General features: G+C 44.2%; 18 protein-coding genes. 4 read left to right on the top strand and 14 right to left on the bottom strand.

Going from position 1 to position 23,684, the window contains the following annotated elements; translation table 11 throughout:
- Positions 1–97: 97 nt before the first annotated feature.
- Positions 98–898: an ion transporter gene (locus QUA03_RS17360; RefSeq protein WP_333213488.1), complete on the bottom strand. Its 801-nt coding sequence runs from the start codon at positions 896–898 to the stop codon at positions 98–100.
- A 25-nt stretch (positions 899–923) separates the two neighbouring features.
- On the opposite strand from QUA03_RS17360, the gene QUA03_RS17365 reads away from it, so the two are divergent.
- Both QUA03_RS17365 and QUA03_RS17370 read left to right on the top strand, forming a co-directional pair.
- Positions 924–2,948, top strand: coding sequence for a pentapeptide repeat-containing protein (locus QUA03_RS17365; RefSeq protein WP_333213489.1), 2,025 nt, complete (start codon positions 924–926; stop codon positions 2,946–2,948).
- A gap of 185 nt (positions 2,949–3,133) precedes the next feature.
- Positions 3,134–3,655 (top strand): hypothetical protein, encoded by a 522-nt coding sequence (locus QUA03_RS17370; RefSeq protein WP_333213490.1) that lies wholly within the window; start codon positions 3,134–3,136, stop codon positions 3,653–3,655.
- Between the two features lie 60 nt (positions 3,656–3,715).
- On the opposite strand, the gene QUA03_RS17375 is transcribed toward QUA03_RS17370, so the two are convergent.
- Both QUA03_RS17375 and QUA03_RS17380 read right to left on the bottom strand, forming a co-directional pair.
- Positions 3,716–4,336, bottom strand: a complete 621-nt coding sequence (locus QUA03_RS17375; RefSeq protein ID WP_333213491.1) for a DUF4276 family protein — start codon at positions 4,334–4,336, stop codon at positions 3,716–3,718.
- Positions 4,330–5,529 (bottom strand): AAA family ATPase, encoded by a 1,200-nt coding sequence (locus QUA03_RS17380; protein WP_333213492.1) that lies wholly within the window; start codon positions 5,527–5,529, stop codon positions 4,330–4,332. The genes QUA03_RS17375 and QUA03_RS17380 overlap by 7 nt, the downstream gene beginning before the upstream one ends.
- A gap of 223 nt (positions 5,530–5,752) precedes the next feature.
- On the opposite strand from QUA03_RS17380, the gene QUA03_RS17385 reads away from it, so the two are divergent.
- Positions 5,753–6,097 carry an NAD(P)H-quinone oxidoreductase subunit M gene (locus tag QUA03_RS17385; protein WP_333213493.1) on the top strand — a complete coding sequence of 115 codons (345 nt, stop codon included), beginning with the start codon at positions 5,753–5,755 and terminating at the stop codon, positions 6,095–6,097.
- Positions 6,098–6,312: 215 nt separating this feature from the next.
- On the opposite strand, the gene QUA03_RS17390 is transcribed toward QUA03_RS17385, so the two are convergent.
- Both QUA03_RS17390 and QUA03_RS17395 read right to left on the bottom strand, forming a co-directional pair.
- Positions 6,313–6,669, bottom strand: coding sequence for a hypothetical protein (locus QUA03_RS17390; RefSeq protein ID WP_333213494.1), 357 nt, complete (start codon positions 6,667–6,669; stop codon positions 6,313–6,315).
- A gap of 29 nt (positions 6,670–6,698) precedes the next feature.
- Positions 6,699–7,970: a transposase gene (locus tag QUA03_RS17395; RefSeq protein WP_333213495.1), complete on the bottom strand. Its 1,272-nt coding sequence runs from the start codon at positions 7,968–7,970 to the stop codon at positions 6,699–6,701.
- An 884-nt stretch (positions 7,971–8,854) separates the two neighbouring features.
- On the opposite strand from QUA03_RS17395, the gene QUA03_RS17400 reads away from it, so the two are divergent.
- Positions 8,855–11,164, top strand: a complete 2,310-nt coding sequence (locus QUA03_RS17400; protein WP_333213496.1) for a protein phosphatase 2C domain-containing protein — start codon at positions 8,855–8,857, stop codon at positions 11,162–11,164.
- 311 nt (positions 11,165–11,475) lie between these two features.
- Here QUA03_RS17400 and QUA03_RS17405 read toward each other — a convergent pair whose 3' ends face one another.
- The 9 genes from QUA03_RS17405 to QUA03_RS17445 all read right to left on the bottom strand — a co-directional run bounded on the left by QUA03_RS17405 (position 11,476) and on the right by QUA03_RS17445 (position 23,674).
- Positions 11,476–12,171 (bottom strand): LPS assembly lipoprotein LptE, encoded by a 696-nt coding sequence (locus tag QUA03_RS17405; RefSeq protein ID WP_333213497.1) that lies wholly within the window; start codon positions 12,169–12,171, stop codon positions 11,476–11,478.
- 293 nt (positions 12,172–12,464) lie between these two features.
- Positions 12,465–12,830 carry a DUF1823 family protein gene (locus QUA03_RS17410; RefSeq protein WP_333213498.1) on the bottom strand — a complete coding sequence of 122 codons (366 nt, stop codon included), beginning with the start codon at positions 12,828–12,830 and terminating at the stop codon, positions 12,465–12,467.
- A gap of 149 nt (positions 12,831–12,979) precedes the next feature.
- Positions 12,980–14,011 carry a type I glyceraldehyde-3-phosphate dehydrogenase gene (gene gap, locus QUA03_RS17415; protein WP_333213499.1) on the bottom strand — a complete coding sequence of 344 codons (1,032 nt, stop codon included), beginning with the start codon at positions 14,009–14,011 and terminating at the stop codon, positions 12,980–12,982.
- A gap of 582 nt (positions 14,012–14,593) precedes the next feature.
- Entirely contained in the window at positions 14,594–14,905 is a 312-nt protein-coding gene (locus QUA03_RS17420) for a P-II family nitrogen regulator (RefSeq protein WP_223300725.1), read from the bottom strand.
- A gap of 1 nt (position 14,906) precedes the next feature.
- Complete coding sequence (locus QUA03_RS17425; RefSeq protein ID WP_333213500.1) at positions 14,907–15,878, bottom strand: sodium-dependent bicarbonate transport family permease; 972 nt, start codon at positions 15,876–15,878, stop codon at positions 14,907–14,909.
- 201 nt (positions 15,879–16,079) lie between these two features.
- Positions 16,080–16,814, bottom strand: coding sequence for a glutathione peroxidase (locus QUA03_RS17430; protein ID WP_333213501.1), 735 nt, complete (start codon positions 16,812–16,814; stop codon positions 16,080–16,082).
- A gap of 229 nt (positions 16,815–17,043) precedes the next feature.
- On the bottom strand, positions 17,044–17,685 hold the full coding sequence (locus tag QUA03_RS17435) for a Uma2 family endonuclease (protein WP_333213502.1): 642 nt from the start codon (positions 17,683–17,685) through the stop codon (positions 17,044–17,046).
- 42 nt (positions 17,686–17,727) lie between these two features.
- On the bottom strand, positions 17,728–19,590 hold the full coding sequence (locus tag QUA03_RS17440) for a tetratricopeptide repeat protein (RefSeq protein WP_333213503.1): 1,863 nt from the start codon (positions 19,588–19,590) through the stop codon (positions 17,728–17,730).
- On the bottom strand, positions 19,583–23,674 hold the full coding sequence (locus QUA03_RS17445) for a tetratricopeptide repeat protein (RefSeq protein WP_333213504.1): 4,092 nt from the start codon (positions 23,672–23,674) through the stop codon (positions 19,583–19,585). Before QUA03_RS17445 ends, QUA03_RS17440 begins: the two co-directional genes overlap by 8 nt.
- Positions 23,675–23,684: the final 10 nt, after the last annotated feature.

Here is a 23,684-nt window from a genome sequence, read left to right on the forward strand (position 1 = left end):
CAGTAGTCAGTTGGCAGTTGGCAGTTGGCAGTAGTCATCAGTTATCAGTCAACAGTCAACAGTCAACAGTTAACAGTCAACAGTCAACAGTCAACAGTCAACCATTCTCTAATTGACTGCCGCACATTTTACAAAATCTAGCATTAGCATCGTGTACCGACCAACCGCAACCTTTACAAACAGCTTCTCCGTGATTAGCACTTTTAACTAAGTGCTTAATCAAGTCCCCCAATTGCCAAGGAATCAGAGCAATTCCCGTCAAAATCATCAAAATAGTCAGAAAACGGCCGGATTCCGAAATCGGAGTAACATCGCCAAATCCCACCGTAGTCATGGTGACAACCGAGAAATAAACAGCATCTAAAAAAGTTCCAAAACTTTCGGGATTTGCCGGATGTTCCACTTGATAAATCAAACCAGAATAAACAAAAATTATTGCCAGCAAAGTAAACAAAATCCGAGCAAAAATCGCCCCATCTTCGCTGCTGATGCGGAAAATAGAAATTTTCAATTCCAGAAAACGGATGAGTCGGAGAATTCTAAACCAGCGGAAAATGCGGATAAAACTAACGTTGACAAATCCCAGCAAAAATGGTAATATTGCCAGCAAATCAATAATAGAAAAAAAACTAAAAATAAATTTAACTCGATTTTGGGCACACCATAGTCGCAATAAATACTCAAAAACAAAAACAACTAAAAGCGCTGTATCGAGAGTTTGCAAATTAATTCTAACAGTTTCCGAAATCGGGTAAGTTTCGGCGATGAAGCTGGTCGAAGATAAAAGAATGAGTCCGGTAAGAGTTAAATTGACGGTTCTGCCAATGGGGGTTTCGATATCTTCGAGATAAAATCCAATTTGCGATCGGGTTAACATAGATGAGATAATTAATACCATTTATGAGGTAAGGAAATTATCGCATATGAGTATCGAATTAACTAAGGGTGAAAGGTTCAATCTTTCTAAAGAAAGTCCTAATTTCAGTAAAATTGCGATCGCCCTGGGTTGGCAAGTCAGCCAGACAGCACAAAACTGCGACATTGACGCATCTGTTTTTATGTTAGCGGCGGACGGTCGCATTCCTGATGAAAAGTATTTTGTATTTTACAACAATCTGACATCGCCGGACGGTTCGGTGCGGCATTCTGGAGACAGCAGGAATGGACAAATTGAGGGAGATGATGAGACGGTTTATCTGGATTTGAGCAAAATCAATGCGGCGATTCAGGAAATAGTGTTTGTTGTGACTATTCACGACGGCAAGGAAAAAAATCAAAGTTTTAGTCAAGTTGAAAATGCTTTTATCCGGCTTTACAATTCAGAGAATCTCAGGGAATTGGTTCGGTACAATTTAAATCAGATATTTTCGCAAGAAACGGCTTTAGAATTTGGACGGTTGTATAAGAAGAATGGCGAATGGAGGTTTCAGCCGGTAGGACAGGGATATAATGCCGGGTTGCAAAGTTTTGTAGATAAGTATTATGTTGAAAATGCGGTTGAGAAGGGCGCGAATGCTGGTGAGAAGGTTGATGATGCTGAGGTTTTGAGGCGGTTTAGCGATCGGGTGGATCGGTTATTGCGCGAAGAGGCGATCGATCAGACACCGATTCCAGTATCTAGCGAAGCGGTAGAACAGCCGGCTGCTACTCCTGTGAATGCCGATACTGTGGAATCTGAGGAAGAGGAAAAAATAGATGATTCGGCAGGAGAAAATCTGGAACCAGCGATCACTGCTGAGGAATTTTTGGAACGGTATCAGAAAGAACGAAATTTTACGGGAGTTAATTTAGCTGGAGTCAATCTGAGCAGAAAAGTCTTGGGTAAGGTCAACCTTAGTAGCGCTAATCTAAGCGGTGCAGAACTTTCTCAAGCAAACTTATCTGGTGCTAACCTGAGTGAGGCAAAGTTATCTCATGCCAACCTTTACAAAGCTAATCTCAGCGGTACAAACTTACGTAAAACGCAATTCGTGAATGCAAATTTAAGTGCAGTCAATCTGTTGACTGCAAACCTCAGTGAAGTTAATCTGAGTGGAGTAAATCTTACCTCTGTTCATTTATCTTTCGGGGTAGATTTGAGTATGGCAAACCTCAGTAACGCAAACTTAAATTGGTTGGATTTGACTCAGGCGCGATTGATGAATGCTGATTTGAGTAATGCCAACCTAAGTAAAACGAAACTATTCGATGCAAACCTTAAAGGGGCAAATCTTGAAGGAGCAAACCTTCAAGGAGCGCTTTACAACAGAAAAACTATCTTCCCCGCAGCCTTCGATCCTGTTAAAGCAGGTGCTTACTTAATTGCTTCTAATGCTGCACTTCCAATGGCAAACCTAGCTGGTGTTAACTTGAGTTATGTCAACCTAAGTGAAGCAAACTTGAGCCGTGCAAACTTAAGGGGAGCAAATTTGCAGAACGCGAAACTGCTTCAAGCGAATCTGAGTGAAGCAAATTTGAGTGAGGTAAATCTCTACGCTGCTGACTTAACTATGGCCAACCTAAGTAAAGCTAACTTGCTCAAAGCAAACCTTAAAAACGCAAAATTAGCTGTGGCAAACTTGAGTGGAGCAAACCTGCAACAGGCAGATTTATACTGTGCTAACCTAACTGCGGCAGACTTGAGCGAAACGGATTTGAAAGATACACAATTAGGCAGTGTAAACTTCAGCAGTGCGAACCTAACTAGCGTTAATCTGGTAGGAGCAAAGCTTCACTCAGTCAATTTCAGTGGGGCAAACTTGGATCGGGCTAATCTCTGCGGGGCAAGTTTAGTAGACGTAGATTTGAGTGGATCAACACTTAGCTCTGCCGATTTGCGCGGTGTAGATTTGAATAATACAAACCTAGAAAAAGCCAACCTAAAGGGAGCGAACCTAAGTGGGGTGGCTAATCTGGAAACGACAAAACTCGCAGGTGCAATTATGCCAGATGGCACAACTCACGAATAAATTCGATCGCACGTAGTAAGAGTAAGATGGACAATGTATTGGTGTCAATTTAACCGAAAGTCCGCCAGGGAATGAATTCCCTGCCGGACTGAGGGAAATAGCGTTAAATTGACACCAATGGCGGACATGGCTCGCCCTACAAATAGAGTATGATTAGTGTTAAATGTCAAATACATAGATTTTCGATGAATGAATCCGACACAGAAATTATAGAATCTACCCTCAGATGGATGACGGAATTTGTTGAGTTACCGCATCCAGTTTTCAGCGATTTACCCATTTGTCCATTCACTAAAAAAGCACGCTTGACGAATCAAATTTTATTCAAAATCGAGCGTTTTTCAGCGCTAACTGAGTTCGATCGCGATTCTGCAATAATGAAATCGATTTATGAATTTTACAATTCGGAATTTGAAATAATGGTAGTAATTAATCCTCAAAAAACAGCAATTACTGCGCCAGAAACTAAAGAATTGATAGACAAATTGAATAATCAGATTTCAGAATTGGGCTTGCTGGCTTTTCACGTCCATCCCGAAGAAGATTTTAATATTGACGGGCTTCATACTAGGAGGATGCCCTATCCGGGCTTCACTGTTCAAGTAAATTCTAAGCTGAAGCCAGCTTCCGATTCTTTAGAGAAAACTGAATATTACAAAAATTGGACTGCCGAACAACTAAAAAATTTCGGGATTCCGAGAAATTGACGATCGCCCACCCTCCCTTTCTCCCTGTCTTGCTTCGCGCCCTTGGCTACTTTCATCGCTTCAATCCTCCATGAGTTTGATGAGAGTTGTAAAAATACGATCGCACTCTGAAGAAGCCTTGCGAACCTTGTCAACATCCAACATTTCTAACAGCTTGGAAGCGTGCTGTATTTTTTGATATTCGCCTTTCGATTTTGTGTCGCGGCTAGCTGCTTTCAGACTTCGTTCTAACAAATCCTTTTCAATGGTCTCTACATTGATATTTTTAGGAATCTCATTTTGTTTAAATCCCTGTCCGTAAAATCTTTTTAAAGTATCAATATCCGCCATGAACCAAGCTTCCATCGCTTGAACCATGAGATAGCAATGAGTGTCATTAACCCCAGGCGAATCCCAATTATCCCTCCACTTCAAATGCTCCCAAGGCGACTGCTTTACAACAGGTGCTTCTGATTCAACCAGAAGGATGACAAACGCATCTGGGTGAGCGGCAAAAGCATTTTTGAAATCCCTCAAAGCATTATTCCGGGAACCGCAAAGAGTGATAGTCCACTTGATTTTCTTGCTTTGGACAACCTGCACAATTTCTTTGAAAAAACTGCTAACTCCTTGTCGGAGCAATGCCTTTGTATTCTTGCCCTCGCCGCCGCCTTCGATGTAAATGCGAATTTCTTTTACCATCGGTTGCCCCCGATTTCTCCCATCCGCCAAAGGTCTCCCAAAGTGTAATTCTCAAGCCATTTTTTCAGTCGTTCGGGATCGAGACGGTTCAGGTGACTTCCTCTATCATCCCGATCGCATATTAACACTGACTCAGGACTCAGAGCCGACACTAAAGCATCGGAATGAGTTGTCACAATCAATTGTGTGCGCTGTGAGGCTTCGATCAACATTTCAGCAACAACAGGCAGAATGTCGGGATGCAAGCCAATCTCCGGTTCTTCAATACATATAAGTGGCGGGGGAGTTGGATCGAGGAGTAAAGCTATTAAGAATAAATAACGCAGCGTACCGTCTGATAAACGAGTTGCGGGAATTGGCTGAGTTAATCCTGTTTCGCGGATGAATATCTGGACAGTACCGCCATAAATCTTGATACTCAGTTCTTCGGCTGCATCGTAGAACAGTTGTAATTTTTCAATAATCAGCCTACTTCCTAATTGATACTGTAAGTTATTTAAAACCAGTCCTAAGTTGCCACCATCTTCTAGGAGGGGATGTTCTGGCCAGTCAGTTTGCTGAGCCTTTCTAGATACTGAATCTCTCCCTGTCTGCCAGTTACGATATAAACCAATGTCGGCAAATTTATTTCCCAGATATGATAGTTCGGGATATAGTTCGGGATCTTTTCTTTGAGATAAGATAGATTGATCGGGAATGATATCTTCTCGCCGCAGATTCCGCAGCGTTCTTGGTTGCTGCTCGTTGTCCTGTATAACATTGATAACAGGGCGACCCCGATCGCTATAACGGTAATAGAAAAATGGCTGGCTTTCAGAACTATTGCGCGGTGCCATATCTTCTATAGCTTCGTCCACTACTTCAAGTCTCTGACCGACTGCGGTAAAACTAATCTGATAGCGCAGTGGCATCGTTCGTTCTGGGTAATCTAAAATAGCCTCAATTTTTGCTGTGGGAGTACCTTTTCCACCTTTCCACAGAAAATCGCTGATACCACCTCCTTGACGAATCGGAGTAAGTAAGTCGGTAGGTGTTGCCTTCAACACTCCCATCGCTTCAATTAAGTTAGACTTGCCGGATGCGTTAGTACCGATCAATACATTCAGGGGTTGCAGTTCAATTTTTTCCCCTTCACTTCCATAGGAAAGGAAGTTTTGCAGTTGCAGGGAGTGAATAAATCTCTTGCCTTCCACCTTGTCCTCCTATGCCAATTCTGCATTATTATACTTTACGAAAGCTTTCCTTTTTAGTCTTGAATTAAGTAGGTTTCAAAACTACCGATTCCAAGTCTTTGCCTTGAAGTCGGAGGGGGAGTGAGATATCCCGATCGATCGCACAACAGGCGACCTACTCTCCTGCAAAGGTCTGTGACCCATTACAATTAGTTCAGCAAAAAATCTTTACACATAAGAACTCATGCAGCTTAAGTCAACAACCCGCCATATTCGCATATACACCGCCATCCTCGAAGATAACGAACTCGTACCCAGCAACGACCTTTTGACCCTCGACATTGACCCAGATAACGAACTTAACTGGGATGACGAGTCAGTCAAACAGGTACAGGCCAAATTCGACCAACTCGTAGACGCTTACGAGGGCGAAGACTTGACCGAGTACAACCTCCGCCGTATCGGTTCGGAGTTGGAACACTTGGTACGATCGTTCTTACAAAAAGGCCAAATCAGCTACAACCTCAACAGCCGCGCTGTCAACTACAGCATGGGATTGCCTCAAGTTGATGCCAAAGTTCACCTGTAAGGGCGATCGGGCGATCGGCATTTATGTCAAGTTAAGATTGAAACCCATAATAAATGTCGCTTGTAGCTGAGTTTCGATCCCTCCTACTCCTCTTAATCAGGGGAGTACGGGGGAAAAAGAGGGTTATGTTTCGTCTCTGGCTTTGGGGATGGAGGGAGATTTAGACTTGGATACAGAGGAAAGGTGGAGATGGGGAGAATTGGGAAAATGTGCTTTTATTCTTCTTCCTGCTTGTTTCTGACTCCTGACTCCTGACTCCCGGCTTCTTCCTTCTTCCGACTTCGATCGGACTTCTCCCCCGCCTCCCCAGCATCAACTGGAGAATTTGGAACGCGATCGCGTTCCAAAAACTGTTTAACTGCAAGTTGACGGTTGGTCATAAACTGACCCCAAGCGCCGGGAAACAGCCCATCCAAGGTTTCCACCAGCGCCCAAACCTCAAGATTCATCACTTTGTAATAGAAACTGTGAGAATGTTGAATGCTAGTGAGTATTTCGTCTATTTCAACAGCAGGCGGCAGCTTCGGATCGGACAAATTCTTGGGAAAGGCGCTGGGATCATGTGGGGGCATGGTTAAATAGCTAGTAAAAGTATAGTCATTTATGACATGACATAGGAGGCATTGAGTCCCTCCCCTTTCGCTCGTACTTTGAGCGGATTGACTCGCCTTGGCTGAACTACACAGCTCTCTATCCCATCGCTAAACGCATTTGGGATTGCTTTTCTTAGGATGTTGTATGAGGCGTTGACATCGGAGTTAATTAATTGACCGACCGATGTCTTGTACAAACCTCTCTTGATTCGCTTACCGCTAAATGTGACACCATCAGCGCCAGTATTCCCGTACACAGGAATCGGGTCTAGATTCAGGAAATTCGACCTAGATGTGTAAGATTCTTCTTGCACGATTACCTTCATCCCAACCAATCGAGCTTTATATTCTATCATTTCAATCAGTCGAGCATGAGGAATGCCGACGAAGTTTTGGTTGGTTTGCTTTCCTAAATCAATCTCGGTTTTCCATTGTGCATTTTTGCCGACAACTAGCGTCCCAATTTGATTAGCGACCAAAAGGTCAACAATTAGGCGACTGGTATGATGCAAGTAATTATCGACTTTTTGGTGGCGACAGCGAGTTAAGCGTTGAATGCGGGGTGAACTCTTGCGACTTCCTTTTAACTGATATTGTAACCGTGCTTTACGTTTGTTGTAGAACTGGTTGATTGATTTCAACGGACGCCCGTTAATCAACAGAGGTATAAAACCCGGCTGATTTGAAGTTAACGCCGCTAAGTTATTCAGACCTAAATCAATACTAGCTACGAATGTGTCGTCACGGGCGGTGGACGCCGGTTCATCATAAACCACCTCAATCACATAGGAATCACATTTGGGAACCAGCCTAACTTGGCAAATTTGAGCGGAATTTACTTGGGTCTTTATCAATATTTCCGTACCCGAAAGCTTGATAATTCCTTTCTTCAATTGCTTGCTGCTAATCGCCTGAATCGTATAGACAAGAATATTACGACCCTTGGTCTTATCCTTATATTTCGGTAGCTTCGGACGACCAGTGAATTTAGAGGAATCAATTTTGTAAGCTTTGACTGCTTCAAAAAAGGATTTCCAATTCTTGTCCAATACCATCAAGATTTGTTGACTAACCTTGGCGGGCATTGCCTTGTATGCTTGATGAGATTTCATCAAACGGTTCATCTCGTTGTAATTGATGTGGCCCCATCCATAAACAAAACTCTGACGAATGATGTAATTGGCGGCCTTGTAGAGATTTTTGGATTTAAAAGCTAATTCATCAATTTCAGCAAAACGGTGTTCCGTAGATTTAATGATGTGTCGCTCTGTTAGCTGCATTTGGATTTTCCATTCTTAACGCTCGCAACATTCTTGATTTCTATGAGTAGATGATACTACTATTGTTTATTAATGCTTAAAAGTTTAATGAACTTTTACAATTCTCAACAGCTTGCAGAGGCCGGTCAGTCGATTTTAGATTTTAGATTGACTCCACAGATGAATCTGGGGGCTTGAACTAATATCTAATTTTTTTTTCTCTCCCCGACTCCTGTCGGGGGCTGGCATCCGGCAGTAGATGTGAGATGTGAGATGTGAGATTGTAGATTTTATACTTTAGATGGACTCCAGAGATGAATCTGGGGGCTTTTATCCGTCTTTGGACCAGGTTAAATTTAACTTAACTTGCGAAACTCGGTCAAGAGGCAATGAACACCCTTGGCGAGAAAACCGAGAAGTGATATTTATTTATACCTGTCGGCTCAGGTGATTTCTACCTAGCAGCATCATACCATTAGAGTTAGTATAAAATCTCAATTCCCTTGAGTGCTGCGATTTCTTCGGAAATTGCCGCTATCAGGAATATGCTGAAAACAGCGTGATTTCCAACCGATGACTGGGGTGTCGCGCGATCGTCTAACCCTGAAAGCTCATAGTAAAATTCATCCGGCAGTCAACAAAATGGTAAACTGTTCGTGTCAGTACAAGACATTAAAACCTACCCCTAGACTGGGGGAAAGTCAGATATCACTACGCACACAACAGTGGAAACGTGGTGAGCCCGGGAACCTGAAAAATCAGGATATTAGGACTGCGAAGTCTTAAGAATCTGCGTCTGTTGAGAAAGCGGGGGTGTCAAATAATCGCCACGTATCAACCCGTCGAGGTTCAATCGCTAAAATAGTTCAGATCAGCACGCTTGCCCAAAGGCGTCAGGAACCCTTATGCAAAACTCTGTGGCAAAACACTACTTATGGGCTTTAGGTGAAGGGATCAAAGGGTGTAAGCCAGGCGATCTGATCGCTGGTCGCTACTTGGTCAAGCGCGATCGACTTCTTGTCGATACTCAACCCGAACACTTGCCGGAACTGCCCGAAGAGATTCCGAGTGTTGTCACTCCTTATCTGAGACTGTTTGCCTATCAGTTGCACGTACCTCAAGTATACGGCCTGGTATCGTCCAGGATGAGCAAGCTATCGGGAGATATCTGGCTACTGGAAAACGTGCCTATTTTGAAGGTGACGGAATCTTTAATGCCGGAATTGGCGGACTCCTGGAAAGGAGCCGCAGCGATGCGCCAGCTCAATTGGCTGTGGCAAATGGCTCAGTTGTGGCAGCCTTGTATCGCTCAGGGCGTGGCTTCGACGCTGCTGACTCCGGAACTGCTACGGGTGGAAGGGCAATTGGTGCGGTTTCTGGAATTGCAGCCCGATCACAAACCGCCTCATTTGTCGCAGTTGGGCAAATTGTGGCAGCAGTGGCTCGAAGATGCTCACCCAACTATTGCCAATTTTTTAAGGCAACTTTGCCAGCAAATGGTTGCCGGTCAAGTGCGCCACGGCGAACAACTGATGGGCCAGTTGGATAAAGCTTTGGCAAAGTGCGGCCGATTTTACGATCGTCACGTTGAAATTGCCACGGGCACGGATGTAGGCAGATCCCGCGCTCACAATGAAGATGCTTGCTATCCGCCCAGCGGTACGCTGTTCGCAGGAAACCCGGGCGCAGAAGCTTGCGCGATCGTCTGCGACGGTATCGGTGGACAAGACGGCGGCGAAGTCGCTTCGGAAGAAGCAATTGGTGTGCTGTGCGACAAGTTGCAGCAAATGCCCCTGCATCAGGCTAATTGGGACCCATTGAGCCTGACTTCCAAGCTGGAACGGGCGGCTTGTGCTGCTAACGACAAGATAGCCAGTCGCAACGACAGCGAACACCGCCAAGGCCGCCAGCGGATGGGAACTACGCTAGTTATGGGTTTAGCCCATATTCACGAGCTCTATGTCGCCCACGTCGGAGACAGTCGGGCTTACTGGATTACTCGTACCGGCTGCTATCAAGTTACTCTCGATGATAATGTGGCTTGCCGCGAGGTGCGTTTGGGCTACTCTCTCTACCGGGATGCTTTGGAACAAGTGGCCGCCGGAGCTCTGATTCAAGCTTTGGGGATTACTTCGTCCAACACTCTGCACCCGACTATACAGCGTTTTCCGGTGGATGAAGACTGCGTTTTGCTGCTGTGTTCCGACGGTTTGAGTGATAAAGACCGGGTTGAGGAATGTTGGGAAGCGGAGATTTTGCCAATTCTCGACGGTAGCATTAGTTTGGGTAAGGCGCGCGATCGACTGATTGAGATTGCTAATACTAGAAACGGTCACGATAACGTCACTGTTGCTTTAATTCACTGTCAAGCACATTTGAGGGAAGACGGCAATACTTTTACAGAACTGTCTGTCGCACCTTTAGATACGCCGATCGAACTAATTTCCGATAGCGAGGATATGCCAACGGATTTGAATGGGCCCACAAGCCTTGGCGGTGCGAATTCTGAAGGAAAAACGCAGTTGTTACAGCCGGAAAAAAGCAAAAGCCCATTTTCGCTGCTGCTGAAAATTTTATTTTTATTAGGCTTGGGGGGTGTATTTGCTTATTTTTTCATCCCTCCGGTGGGTCGCGCGATTGATACTGCCGGGGAGTCGATTTTCGGGAAACGCGGTTTAATTAAAGCTGGAAAGACGCCGGAGAAAACAGTTGAATCTGTAGCTTCTCCGGTCAAATCTTTAGAAACAGGCTCGTTTATAGAGATTAAAAGTTCTGCGACTGGGGAATTAGGAAAAGAGGGCGATGGCTTGGATTTGCAAGGCGCAATCGGTGAGTTGACTGTCAAAGGAACAGTCCCAGCCGGCAGCGTTTTGCAGGTGACAAACAAACAGCTTACGCCTCAAGGCAATTGGCTGGAATTGAAAGTTTGTTCGATTCCTGAAATAGTGCGATCGAACTCTCCCAAACCCGAGTCAAATAAAGATTTTTCTACAGTTTCAAAACCGACACTGAATCCATCTCCCGCTGTGGCAAATCCCTCGCCTTCCCCGCCAGTTAAGGCAACAGTTGAAGTAGAAAGCGCCAAGCTGCAACCGGGGGAAATCGGATGGATTCAAGAACAAGATGCCATTTCTAAAGTAGTCTCTAACCTATCCTTAAACCAAATTCAAAAGGGGAAATGTGTTGATTCTGACTCAAATCCCAATGCAAATTAAACTGTTAATGCTTGAGTATATTTATCTAAATTGATAGAGTTTAGTAGAAACAAAAATGCAGATTTCTCAACAAAACTAAGATTAATATCATGTCCGGTCGAGCGATCGCCATTTTTGCAGGAACCCGTAAGCCAACAGTACCTGGCAATAATTAACAATCTCAAAAACCCGCCCCGACCGGGATATTATGGTTAATCGATCGGACATGATATAACTGATACCATCGGTGGTCAAGTAGCTGGCATAATTTTAGATTTGAGATGGGAAATTATTAAATTACCAATCTCAAATCTAACAAGGTTTCAAAATTGCTAACCTAATTTGTTAGATACTTCTGCCAGTTTAGTCACCATTTGGGATACGGCTTTGTCAACTGCCGCGCTCAAAAGTGAGTCTTCATTGCTGCTGCCAGAATTGCTGCTGATACCTCTGACAGAAATATTAGAATCGCTTTGATCTGCTTCTCCTACTGCTTTGGCTGTGGCAAGAATATCTCCCGAAGCTGTACCGATTAACCGCACATCTATTTGAACGGTAGCTTTGGTTTTTTGTGAACCCGCGCCGATTCCCATGAAACTGCCGCCGCCGGATTGTTTGTCGATATTAAACTTGGTAATGGTGCCGATGAGCACGGCGTCAACTCCTAATTGTTTGCCAATTTCGGCTGCTGTGCCAGCATCCATCGCGCCGCTGCGATTTTGCTGTTTGAGCACTTGTTCGAGTTTGCTGCGATCGACTACTGTATAAGTGCCGTTGTTGACGAGTTCGTTGATTAACAGTTCGCTGATGCCTTTGGCGGCGCCGACTCCCCTGTAGGAAGTGTAATAGCTGTTGGTGGGGCCGTAGTCGAAGTCCATGACGACGAGGCGTTTTTTGGCCGTTGCTTGGGCGAGTTGGGTTGCGGGTTCGGTGGTGGCTGGTGTGGCGATCGCATTTACTGAGACGCCTGCTAGCATTAGAGTAGCGAGGGAAATGCTGGTTAAGCGAGATATGGTGGTTGTTTTCATAAAGCTTACCTCACAGTTGTTTTGTGCCGACTCTAGGATACTTTACGGAACAGTCCGATGTCAGGGTTGGGGGGTGAGGAGGTTGGAATTGGCGGGCTTTAGTGTGTTGGGACTTTCAACAGGCTTAATTTTGGTTAATTAACCGCAGAGGACGCAGAGGACACTGAGAAAGAAAGGAAGAGTTTAATCAAGCTTTCAATCCTTTATAGGGATTTAGGGGTTTTCCTGCCAATAAATTTAATATCTCTGTACTTTAACGGTGGCCACAACCGCACAGCCATCCAAAATTCCTCTTACGCCCCAGCTTCCATAAAACCCATCAACCAATTAGCCATCGTCGCCCTGCGAGTCTGTCTGGGCCCGAATTCCCCAATTTTATAGCCTTTAAAGCCCAATTTTTCCTTCAGCAACTGCTTGTTTTCTGGAGGAGTCGATCGAGTCAATTTTACCGTCGCCGGCCTAGAATCGATAAAATCCGGCGGTTCCGGGTACTCTTGCCGCCACTCGGCTGCAACACCTGCACTGTTCCACTTGTCAGTCTCGGCATCCCAGCGGTAGCCCAGATATTGCCAAACTAATCGGTTGACAGCAGCATCGTCGATTTCTTCGTTGAGAATAGCCCAAATAGTTTCGTTATTCAGCGGTGGTAATTCAGACATAAGCGCGATCGAATCGGAAATAAAAAAAGTTTAACTCACATTAGATAACATGATCAGGAACGGGCCGGACAGCCAGTTCCACAAAAAATCATAGGAATTTGTTTGTGGGGTGGATACGCGAGCCCGCCCAAAATGCCACCCCAAAAAAATTAATTATTCAAAATTCCGTCTTTCTCGGCCATAGACAGCATTAAGTCAATCACGCGGCTAGAATAACCCCACTCGTTGTCGTACCAGGAAACCACTTTAAAAAACTTAGAATTCAGTTCAATTCCCGCACCTGCATCGAAAATGCTCGATCGCGCGTCGCCCTTAAAATCTGTCGAAACAACTGCATCCTCAGTATATCCAAGAATGTTTTTGAGTTCGCCCTCTGAAGCTTTTTTCATTGCCTCGCAAATTTCTTTATAGCTAGTTTCCTTCGCCGTTTTGAAAGTAAGGTCAACTACAGACACGTCGGGAGTTGGCACGCGCAAAGCCATTCCAGTCAATTTTCCTTTCAATTCTGGCAACACCAAAGTAACAGCTTTCGCTGCACCGGTCGAAGATGGAATAATATTTTGAGCTGCACCGCGTCCTCCCCGCCAATCTTTTTGGCTAGGGCCGTCTACAGTTGGTTGAGTAGCTGTCATTGCGTGAACTGTAGTCATTAAACCTTCTTCCAATCCGAAGTTATCGTTGATCACTTTGGCGATTGGTGCTAAACAATTCGTCGTACAGCTAGCATTAGAAACAACCGTATCTTTTGCCGGGTCAAATTTGTGGTGGTTGACGCCTACTAGAAAAGTTGGAACTTTTTCCGGGTCTTTTGTCGGTGCTGAAAGTATTACTCGTTTTGCTCCCGCCGTCAAGTGTTTTGATGCGCCTTCAAAATCTGTAAACAATCCGGTAGATTCTACAACATAATCTGCGCCGGATTTACCCCAGGGCAATTCGGCAGGATTTCTAATCGCTGTACAGGGGATAAATTTTCCGTCAACGACAATCCCGTCTGGTTTGCTTTCAACTTCGCCGTCGTAAATGCCGTGGGTGGAGTCGTATTTGAAAAGATAAGCCAGGTTTTCTGGCGAAACTAAGTCGTTAATGCCGACAAATTCGATGTTGGGGTTTTTGATGCCAGCACGCATGACTAGCCGTCCGATGCGACCAAATCCGTTGATGCCGACTTTTAATGCAGCCATGTTTAAACTCCTATTGAAAATATCGTTAGTCGATCGGGCGTTAGCGAAGTCCTCGCAGAGGATCGCCTGTTGTGGCTTAGAATTTACCACGCTCACTGATTTTTGCAACTGATTCTTTTCTATCTCTTAAGAATTCTGAATTCTCCCCCGGCTGGGAAGGGCAATTCATCCTGAAATAACCGCTGACTAATGGCTAATGGCTGATTTAAGTCAAATTGTAAAAGTGCTATAATAGACAGAAATTATTTTCAAAATCGCTTTTTCAAAATCAGTCTAAAGTAATAATAAAAAACTTATTCAAAAGGCGAAACGGATTGGCATTCTCACCAGTGGCGATTGTCGGAACCAAAGCCTAGGATTAAAGTCGCAGATACGCGCAAGGACACAGCAATGCCGTGTCCCTAGACATAGGGCATACAATCTATAGCAATCCTTGCAGGAGTCGTAATTTTTTTACCCCACCCCAACTCTCCCCGAACTGGCGGGGAGGGAGTAAGAAATTTACAAATGATGCGAGGATTGTTATAGGTGCAGCTCAAATTTTCCGAATTGGTATAATCACCAATCACTAATAACTAATGACTACCCGACGCACCTAGTAATTAGCAATTCCACCGCATCTGAAATAAAACACGACCCACCAAATTTATTGAGTACGGGTCTAATGTTTTCTGCAACTGCTGAAACTTGAGCTGGTGAACAAAAAGCAAGCACATAAATGTTATCCAGCGCCGTCATTGATGAATCACGGGAAACGTGATCCCTAGTGCTTTTTCCAGCGACATCACGAATCACCGAATAGCCGGGTACGCCAGCTTTATCTAAACCGTCTAAAATCTTGCCGAGTTCTACTGAGTGGGCTATGATTTCTACTCTTTTGACTGACTCCATCATCTCACCTCCAAAACATATTGATTCCGTATAGATACAGGGGAATGCCTACAATGATATTAAATGGAAATGTCACTGCTAAGGCCGTTGAAATGTAAAGACTTGGATTCGCTTCGGGAACAGTTAGGCGCATGGCTGCTGGTACTGCTATATAAGAAGCACTCGCGCACAATACGGCAAACAGCAAAGTATCTCCCTGCGGCATTCCGATTAATTTGGCTATTACCAAAGCAATTACTGCGTTGACTATGGGAATTAGGATTGCAAAGCCAATCAGAAAAATTCCTGCTTCTTGCAAATCTTTAATTCTGCTAGCAGCAACCAGCCCCATGTCTAGCAAGAAAAAAGTCAGAACTCCGTAAAACAAGTCTTGAGTAAACGGACTCATAACTTCCCAACCATGTTCTCCGGTCAGTACGCCCATAATTAGGCTGCCAATCAGCAGAAAAACTGAACTGTTTAGGAATGCTTCTTGCAACACTTCGGACCAAACTATTTCGCGTTTTCCTTCTTCCCCACCAAATACACTAACTAGAATCAGACCGACTATAATTGCTGGGGATTCCATTAATGCTAGCGCGGCTACCATGTAACCGTCAAAGTCGATCCCCTGTGCTGTGAGGAAGGAGGTTGCGGTGATAAATGTGACGGCGCTGATGGAACCGTAGGTGGCTGCGATCGCGGCAGCATTGTAGGAGTCAAGTTTGATTCTCAGTATGAAAAAAGTATAAACTGGTACTAGCATTGACATCAGCATCGCTGCCAAAATTGTCAGGGCGATTTGCTGGTCAATTCCGCTTTTGGACAGTTCGACGCCACCTTTAAATCCGATCGCAAACAGCAGGTACAGCGAAAACAGTTTAGGGATGGGCGCTGGAATTTCTAAATCAGATTTGAGAAAAATGGCCAGCATTCCCATGAAAAAAGCTAATATTGGGGGATTTAAGATATTTGACGATACTAAACTCAAATCCACGATCGGTCACTCCCATTCGTTGCGTTTTTAATATTACTTCCCCAGTAATTGTTGCACGAGAATGGATCAATAGACCGATCAAACTTTTGACTCAGAAGCTCGATCGGGCTAAATACCCCCAAATACGGCAAAGGTGCACAGTACGCACCCTACAACGAAGGTGTGCACTGTGCACCCGCAGGCTAAGTTATTGTTGTTTAATTAAGCAACAGACAAATAAGACTCTAGGGCTTCGGAACCACCGATCAACTTGCCGTCGATAAATACTTGCGGCACTGTTGTAGCCCCAGTCACAGCCCGGAGCGATCGAGTTGTGATATCCCGGCCCAAGACGATTTCTTCATAATCCAAGCCCTTCTGACTCAGCATTGCCTTAGCCTTAGCGCAGAAGGGACAGCCCATTTTTGTAAACAGCGAAACTACCTTCGGCTTGGTTGCTGCGGAGTTGATGTAGTTGAGCATCGTCTCGGCATCGGACACTTTGAAAGGGTCGCCCGGTTCCTCTGGCTCAATAAACATTTTTTCAACCAAGCCATCTTTTACCAGCATCGAATAACGCCAAGACCGCTTGCCAAAGCCTAAATCTGTTTTGTCTACCAGCATTCCCATGCCTTCGGTAAATTCGCCGTTACCGTCGGGAATTAATGTCACATTGTCTGCTTCTTGGTCTTTGGCCCACTCGTTCATCACAAAGGTGTCATTGACGGAAATGCAAACGATTTCATCTACGCCGTTTTCTTTGAAAACTTTCGCCAATTCGTTGTAACCGGGGAGGTGCGTTGACGAACAAGTGGGAGTAAAAGCTCCAGGCAGCGAGAACACTGCTACGGTTTTGCCTGCAAATATATCATCGGTGGTGACATCGACCCACTCGTTGTCTTTGCGAGTGCGAAAGGTGACTTTGGGTACTCTTTGACCTTCTTGGTTCGTCAGCATGATTTTAAATTTTTGGGTACTTGGGTTCAATTCCTTTGCTTATTATAGCGTACTCATAACGAGTATGACTTGTCAAGGCTAGGCGGGTTTTTTCTCGGACTTGGGCGCGCGCGAGCTCAGTCCATTGTCTTTGCGACGATAGTTTGAATCATAGTCCGAATCAATCTCGTGGCGCGCGCGAGCTCAGTTCATTGTCTTTGCGACAGCTAGCAGATTTAAAACTTGCTGTTTAAGTAGGTCGGCAATTCTGTCTCCATTCCTTTGCTGCTGCTAACGGGTGAGGATTTTTTACACATTCTGTCAACATATCGATATCAATTCCCGGTAGCAATTCGCTTTGTGTGATTAATTCATAACCGCAGTTTGACACGAATTCAACCGGGATTTCTTCTCGCAAATGGTAGATAGAAAATCGGTCATTTCGCCAGAACCAAACCTCTCGCACATTCAACCTTCTATACAGTTCTAGTTTATTGATGCTGCCACTGGTAACAATCACTTCAATTACCAAATCGGGAAATTCTTTATCTGTGCCAATACAGTAAGCTTCATCTGGTTCCGTACCGCCACGTTTTTCCTCTTGTCGCAGAGTTGTAGACCCAAAAGGGAAATATTCGATGTCAGCTTCTACAAAATAAATAAGCAGCAGATCTCCAATGCGAGTTTTTCTACTTTCATGGCGGCGAGAAGGCGACATAATTTCCAAAACTCCATCTAAATAAGTAACTCGATATCCTGCCGCATCTCCAATCCGATTCAGCAGTGTCTCGTATTGTTCCCAGTTGGCGCTATCGGTAATGTAGCGATCTTCAGGATCTTGGCGTTGGAATGCTTGTTCCTTAAGTAGCGTATCTAGCTCGCTCGTCAGCATCGGTATTACCTCCTTACAAGTTGTTCTAATCTTAGCTCAACTTTATTCCCAATCAAACTGCCTCCCCAAATATTCCTCTAATTCCTGATTGTAAGGTCGGAAATAATCGCTTAACCTGTCGCGAACCGATTCATTTACTCGCTCGTAAGAACCGGGATTAGCATTTTGGTACTCAGACAATTGATATCCCGGCAAATCTAAGAATTCTAAAACTGGCTTGACTGTTGTCGCTGCATCTGCATAAAAATCTTCGCTTTTCAAAATTAGCAACTGTTCTGTAGGAAAGAAAGTCCGCCAGTTTTTAATAAATTCTATGTACCTACCGCGAGCTAAATAATTGCCCGGTTCCTCGCCGATGATGTATTCTGGATTTTGATTCAACCGTTCAATTTCATCGCTAATTACTCGATCGAGCGCTCGCGATTCCCAATTCAAGCCAGTCAAGCGGTAAAATTGAGAAATCGCCCGATCGACCGGATTTCGCAACAGTACAATCAGTTTAGACTCTGGAAACAAGCTGTAGAGCCGTTCCGGTGCTTCCCGATAGTCAAAATAGCTAGGACTTGCTTCGCCCGTCAAAAATTCCTCTCCCGAAGGCATTGGTGGAAAATGAGCCAAATACCAATCAATCCCTCTGTCAAAGTGCCACGAAAAAAAATCCATCTCCTTTTTAATCGGAGTCAAAATTTGCGGGTGTTGAGCTAAATAAGTATACAGAGAAGTCGTCCCGCACCGCTGAGAACCAATAATTATAAAGTTAGGAACTTTGACGGGTTTTAAGTTCCAATTTTGTGGAACAGGCATCTTGCCTGTATCTGCTTGTAGAACAGGCATCTTGCCTGTTCTCTTACTGATAACAGATGCAAAACTTTGTTTGTAACTGACAGTTCGATAAAAATCAATCGCCTCAGCAATTTTACCTTGCCTCGTCAAAGCTTCCCCCAAATTCAGATAAGGCCAAAAAGCCTCCGGTTTAGCTGCAACAACTTCGCGGCACAAGTTCTCAACTTCATCTAGCTTGTTTTGCCTAACAAAAACTTCCCACAAATTGTAATAAAACCACCAAGGAAGATCGGGATTTATTTCTATTGCTTGGAAAAATGCCACCGCCGCTTCCTCCCAAGATTTTTGGTGGCTCAGAACAGCACCTAAATTGTAATAAGACCAGCAATCATCTGGTTTTTGGGCGACAGTTGCGCGAGATGAGGCTAAGGCGCGATCCTCTTCGAGGGCTTTGCTAACGCACTTTTCTTGCTGCTGCAACAACTCCTCTAATTCCGCTGACACATAACTACAATTCGGCAGAGATGTCAAGAGAAATTGGTAAAAAATAATTGCGCTTTTTGGGCGATCGTACTTGGCTAAATTCTTTCCTAACTGCAAATAAAACTCCCAATTTTTCGGTGTAATTTGCAATTGATATTGTTCTAACACAAAGTTTAAATCAGAATCTGTTTGTCCGAGAGCGTCTCCCAACTTCTCGTAAATTCCCGGCAAATCTCCATCAATTTCAATAGCTTTTAAATACGTAGCGATAGCTTCATCCCACTGTTTGAGTTTAGTTAAAGCGTCGCCTAAATTGCAAAAAGACCAAGCAAAATCCGAGTTGAGTGCAATCTCGCAGCGGTAAGCAGCAGCAGCCTCTTCCCATCGCCGAAGTTTCAGCAAAGCATCGCCCAGATTGTGATATGACCAGGAAAAATCAGGATTTAACTCAACAGCTTTTTTGTAAGCAGCGACAGCTTCCTCCCATTTTTCAAGTTTCAGCAAAACATCGCCCAAACTGTGATAAGACCAAGAAAAATTAGGATTTAATTCAATAGCTTTTTTGTAAGCAGCAACAGACTCATCAAACCGACCGCATTCTTGCAGGGAATTTCCCAAATCGTGGTAGTCATTATCCATGCAAAACTCCTGCCATAGCAAGTAATTTCTCCAGCGAACTCAAATCCAACTGCATATCTTTATGTAAAGGTTTGGTCGGAGTTCCATCATCAACCAAATCACAAATTAAATAGTAATGTTCCAAACCGCACAAATTGCTAATCATCCAATAACAGTGCGGGACGTAAAGGGGAGAAAAAATCTCAATCACCTTAGTTCCCGGGCTGCAAAAAACTAGATTTGTCAATCCCCCTCCGTGGGGTGCGACAACTACTTTAGCAGCAGCCAAACACGATGCTTGTTCCGCTATCGACATCGTTTCCAGCTTGACACTGCGGAACCCAAATTTTTCTAAGTATTTAATTACCTCTTCATCGTTGACGATTTGCCGATAGGATGCTTGTTGGCGGCTGATATAAATTCGCTCTGAGTAGTCTGTATTTACTGGCTGTTGTTCATTTAAAAAGGTCTGTTTGAGAAATTCACACTTCCATTTAGAAACCGCCCCCGACCCGTCATAAGATATTGACGGAACTATTAATTTATCTGCTGTAATGTGTAAATGGCAGCGACTTTCTAAAAGTTTATTTTGAGGAATTCCTAAAGTATCTAAAGTTTCTGCTTGATAGGAATAATCCCTGGCATTGACAACAAACTTATCTATAGTTTCTATCAATCCGCTACGCTGCAAAAGATCAAAGCGCGTAATCACATCAAACATCCAATGAAAATAAGCGGCTCCACCCCAGCGAGCAGATAAAAAAGCCACATTTCCCTCCAAGTGTTCAGCGGGAGGCAATTTGTCGGAAGTGATTACCAATTCAGAACAGCCCATTGAAATATCAGCAACAAGTTTATTGTCTGAAGTAATCACAGCGGTAGTCACAACATCTGCCCAAGCTCGTCCGTTTGGCAAGACGGCAACAAAAGCTTTTCTCGAATGACTTTGATGTTCCCAAAATCTGCGGCTGGTGTCGATTGTTTTGGAATCTGATAAATTGATTTGACTCGCAGGATGAATGTCAATGCAGGTGAGGTTAGGATTGGATTCTGCTGCAACGGTCAAATCTTCTGTAAACCCACAGTATTTTTTGAGAATACTTAAGGGTAAGATTAGATTGCTGCAATTTGCCCGATCGCTCTCATCGCCTTCTCCTTGTTGTCCCAGAGCATAACCTATATTATCGTAAGCTTCAAACAAATCGGGTTTAATTTGCAGGGCTTGAACTAAATTAGTGATTGCAGGTTCCCACTGCTGTTTAGCCATTAAACTCAAACCCAATCCTTCGTAACACCAACACGATTTTGGATCGAGATTGATGCCTTTTTCGTAAATGGCGATCGCCCTTTCCAATTCTCCTTGCTTCCGCAGTGCATCACCCAACTTTTTGTACAGCCAACTATGATCAGATTCTAGCTCAATAGCACGACCAAAAGCCACTGCTGCTTCGGGCCAATTTTCTTGTGATTCCAGAACTTCTCCCAAACAATTGTACAGCCAACAATCATCGGAATTTAATTCAATAGCTTTGCGGTAAGCCGCGGCCGCCTCCTCCCAATTTTCCAGAGCAACCAAAGCCTTACCTAATCTATCGTAAGACCAACAAAAATCGGGATTTAGTTCAACTAACTTGCGGTAAGCAACAGCAGCTTCCTCCCACTCAGAAAGCTCCATCAGTACATCACCTAAATTGTTGTAAGTCCAACAAAAATCTGGATTTAACTCAATAGCTTTGCGGTAAGCAGCAGCGGCTTCGTCGTATTCCTCAATTGCCTGTAAAGTTTCCCCCAAAAAGTGGTGAACCCAACTCAAATTAGGGTTGAGTGCGATCGCCCGTTGGTAAGCGGCCCGAGCTTCGTCAAATAGTTCTTTTTTTTGCAGAGATTTACCCAACTTGTGGTAAGTTAAGTAGTTGCCAGACTTAATTTTAATAGCTGTTTGATACCGGGCGGTCGCCTCATCCAAATAACCGGCATTTGCTGCAATATCTCCCAACTTTTCCCAACCTAGAGACACCAGAGTTTGCTCTTCACCCAAACTTTGATTGCCGATTTTTTTGACAATCAGTTGATAGCCTTTGTGTACTACTTCTAACTGACTTCCAAACATCTCCAAAAAAACATCTATCCCAATTTTAGTATCTTGCTCCGGGCTGTCGGGAAACGTAAACTCGTAATCGTCAAAAATCATCAATCCCCCAACTTTCACCAACCTCCAAGATAAAATCGCATCTTGCAGAGCGCTGGTAGGTTTGTGACAGCCATCAATGTAAGCAACATCGTAATATTCCGAGGCCAAATTCACTAACAAATCTTGAGAGTAACCTTCTAATTCAATTACCCGATCTGCTGCTCCTGTTTTAACAATATTGCCCTTAAAATGTTGTTGAAAATACAAATCAATACAAGTAATCTTTGCCGTCGGATGAGTTAAAATATTATCCAGCAGCCAGCAAGCCGACATTCCCTGAAAACTGCCAATTTCCACCACTTGAAAATCCGCAATTCCGGTAAATTCCTGCAAATGCCGTTTCCAAATAGGGATATTGTGGGTAAACCAATCTTGGGTAAATTGATAATCTTTCGCCCCACACTCAGGCCAACCCCTCAATTCGCTCGCTTTTTGGTGACAAATAATTGCTTCTTCTAATTCCCCTAATTGCGGTAAAATATTTCCTAAATCGTTGTAAGGCTTAGAATTTGTCGGCTCGATTTCTATTTGGTGACGGTAAGTGGCAATTTGTGCGTATAACTCCTGTTGTTTCGCCCGAACCTCGTGTAGTTTTGCAACAACTTCCGCAGCATTGGGTTCAATTTGCAGTGCCATGCTATAAAATACGATCGCACCTTCCAACTGCTTCTGTTTCGCTAAACTATTGCCTAAATTTATATAAAACTCTGCTCCATCTAACTCAATTGCCAGCAAGCTATGGTAAATTTTCCCACTTGCAAGTACCTCTACACCTTGGGAATAAGTTTCAATTGTGCTGTCTAAACCCGATTCGCTGCGCTTCCGCAAAACATATCCCAACCGCTGATTGATTCCCGTCAAATTCGGCTCAATCTGAACCGCGTGCAGGTAAGCAGCCACAGCTTGATCCCAGGATTTTTCGCAGGTTAAGGCAACTCCCAAATTGACATAAAACCATGGAATATTGGGATTTATTGCAATAGCTTTGCGGTAGCAACTAATAGCTTCGGGCCACAGTTGTTTTTGAGCTAAAGCATCCCCTAAGCAATTGTATGCCCAGTAGGAATTATCATTGATTTCAAGAGCCTGACGGTAGCATTTAATGGCTTCATCCAACTCGCGCTTCTGCACCAAAACATTACCTAAACCCACATAAGCACGAGCATAATTTGGATTGAGTTCGAGGCTTTTGTTGTAACAGGCGATCGCCCGATCGACTTCTCCTCGCTCCGCCCAAGTTTTACCCAAACTGTGATAAGATTCAAACGAATTGGGATTGATGGCAATGGCTTGTCGGTAATTGGCGATCGCCTCATCCCACCGTTTTTCCCCAACCAGCATTTCTCCCAAATTGTGATAAGCTGTTGCCAGTTGCGGGTTTAACCCAATTGCCCGCGAATAACATTCAATAGCGCGATCGCACTTTCCCAATTCAACAAAACTATTTCCCAGAGTGACGTGCTCCTCAGCAGTTGCCCAATTCGGCTCGATATTGAAAGCTTGATACCAACAGTCTGCCGCCTCTTCTCGCTTCTCTAACTGCGTCCAAATTCTCGCCAACTGGCGGTAAGCAGCAGCAAAATTAGGTACTAAAGAAATCGCTTTTTCACAATTGACGATCGCCTTTTCCCACTGTTTTTCTTGAGAATACAAACTGCCGAGATTAGCGTAAACTTCCGGCAAATTTGGATTGCGATCGATCGCCCTTTCATACCACTGCTTAGCTTGCTCGATTTCACCTCGAACCTGCATCACCTTTGCCAGCGTCTGACAAGCTGCCGCCAAATTCGGTTCAATTTTCAACGCTGACTCGCAAGCAGAAACTGCCTCATTTAACCTTCCATCGGCTAAATAAACTTCTGCTTGCCGACTCAAATCAACCGCTGCCTTTTCCATCTTCTCAATCGAGGGCATAATTAAACTT

It is taken from the genome of Microcoleus sp. S36b_A4, assembly GCF_036700645.1.
Classification (GTDB): domain Bacteria; phylum Cyanobacteriota; class Cyanobacteriia; order Cyanobacteriales; family Microcoleaceae; genus Microcoleus.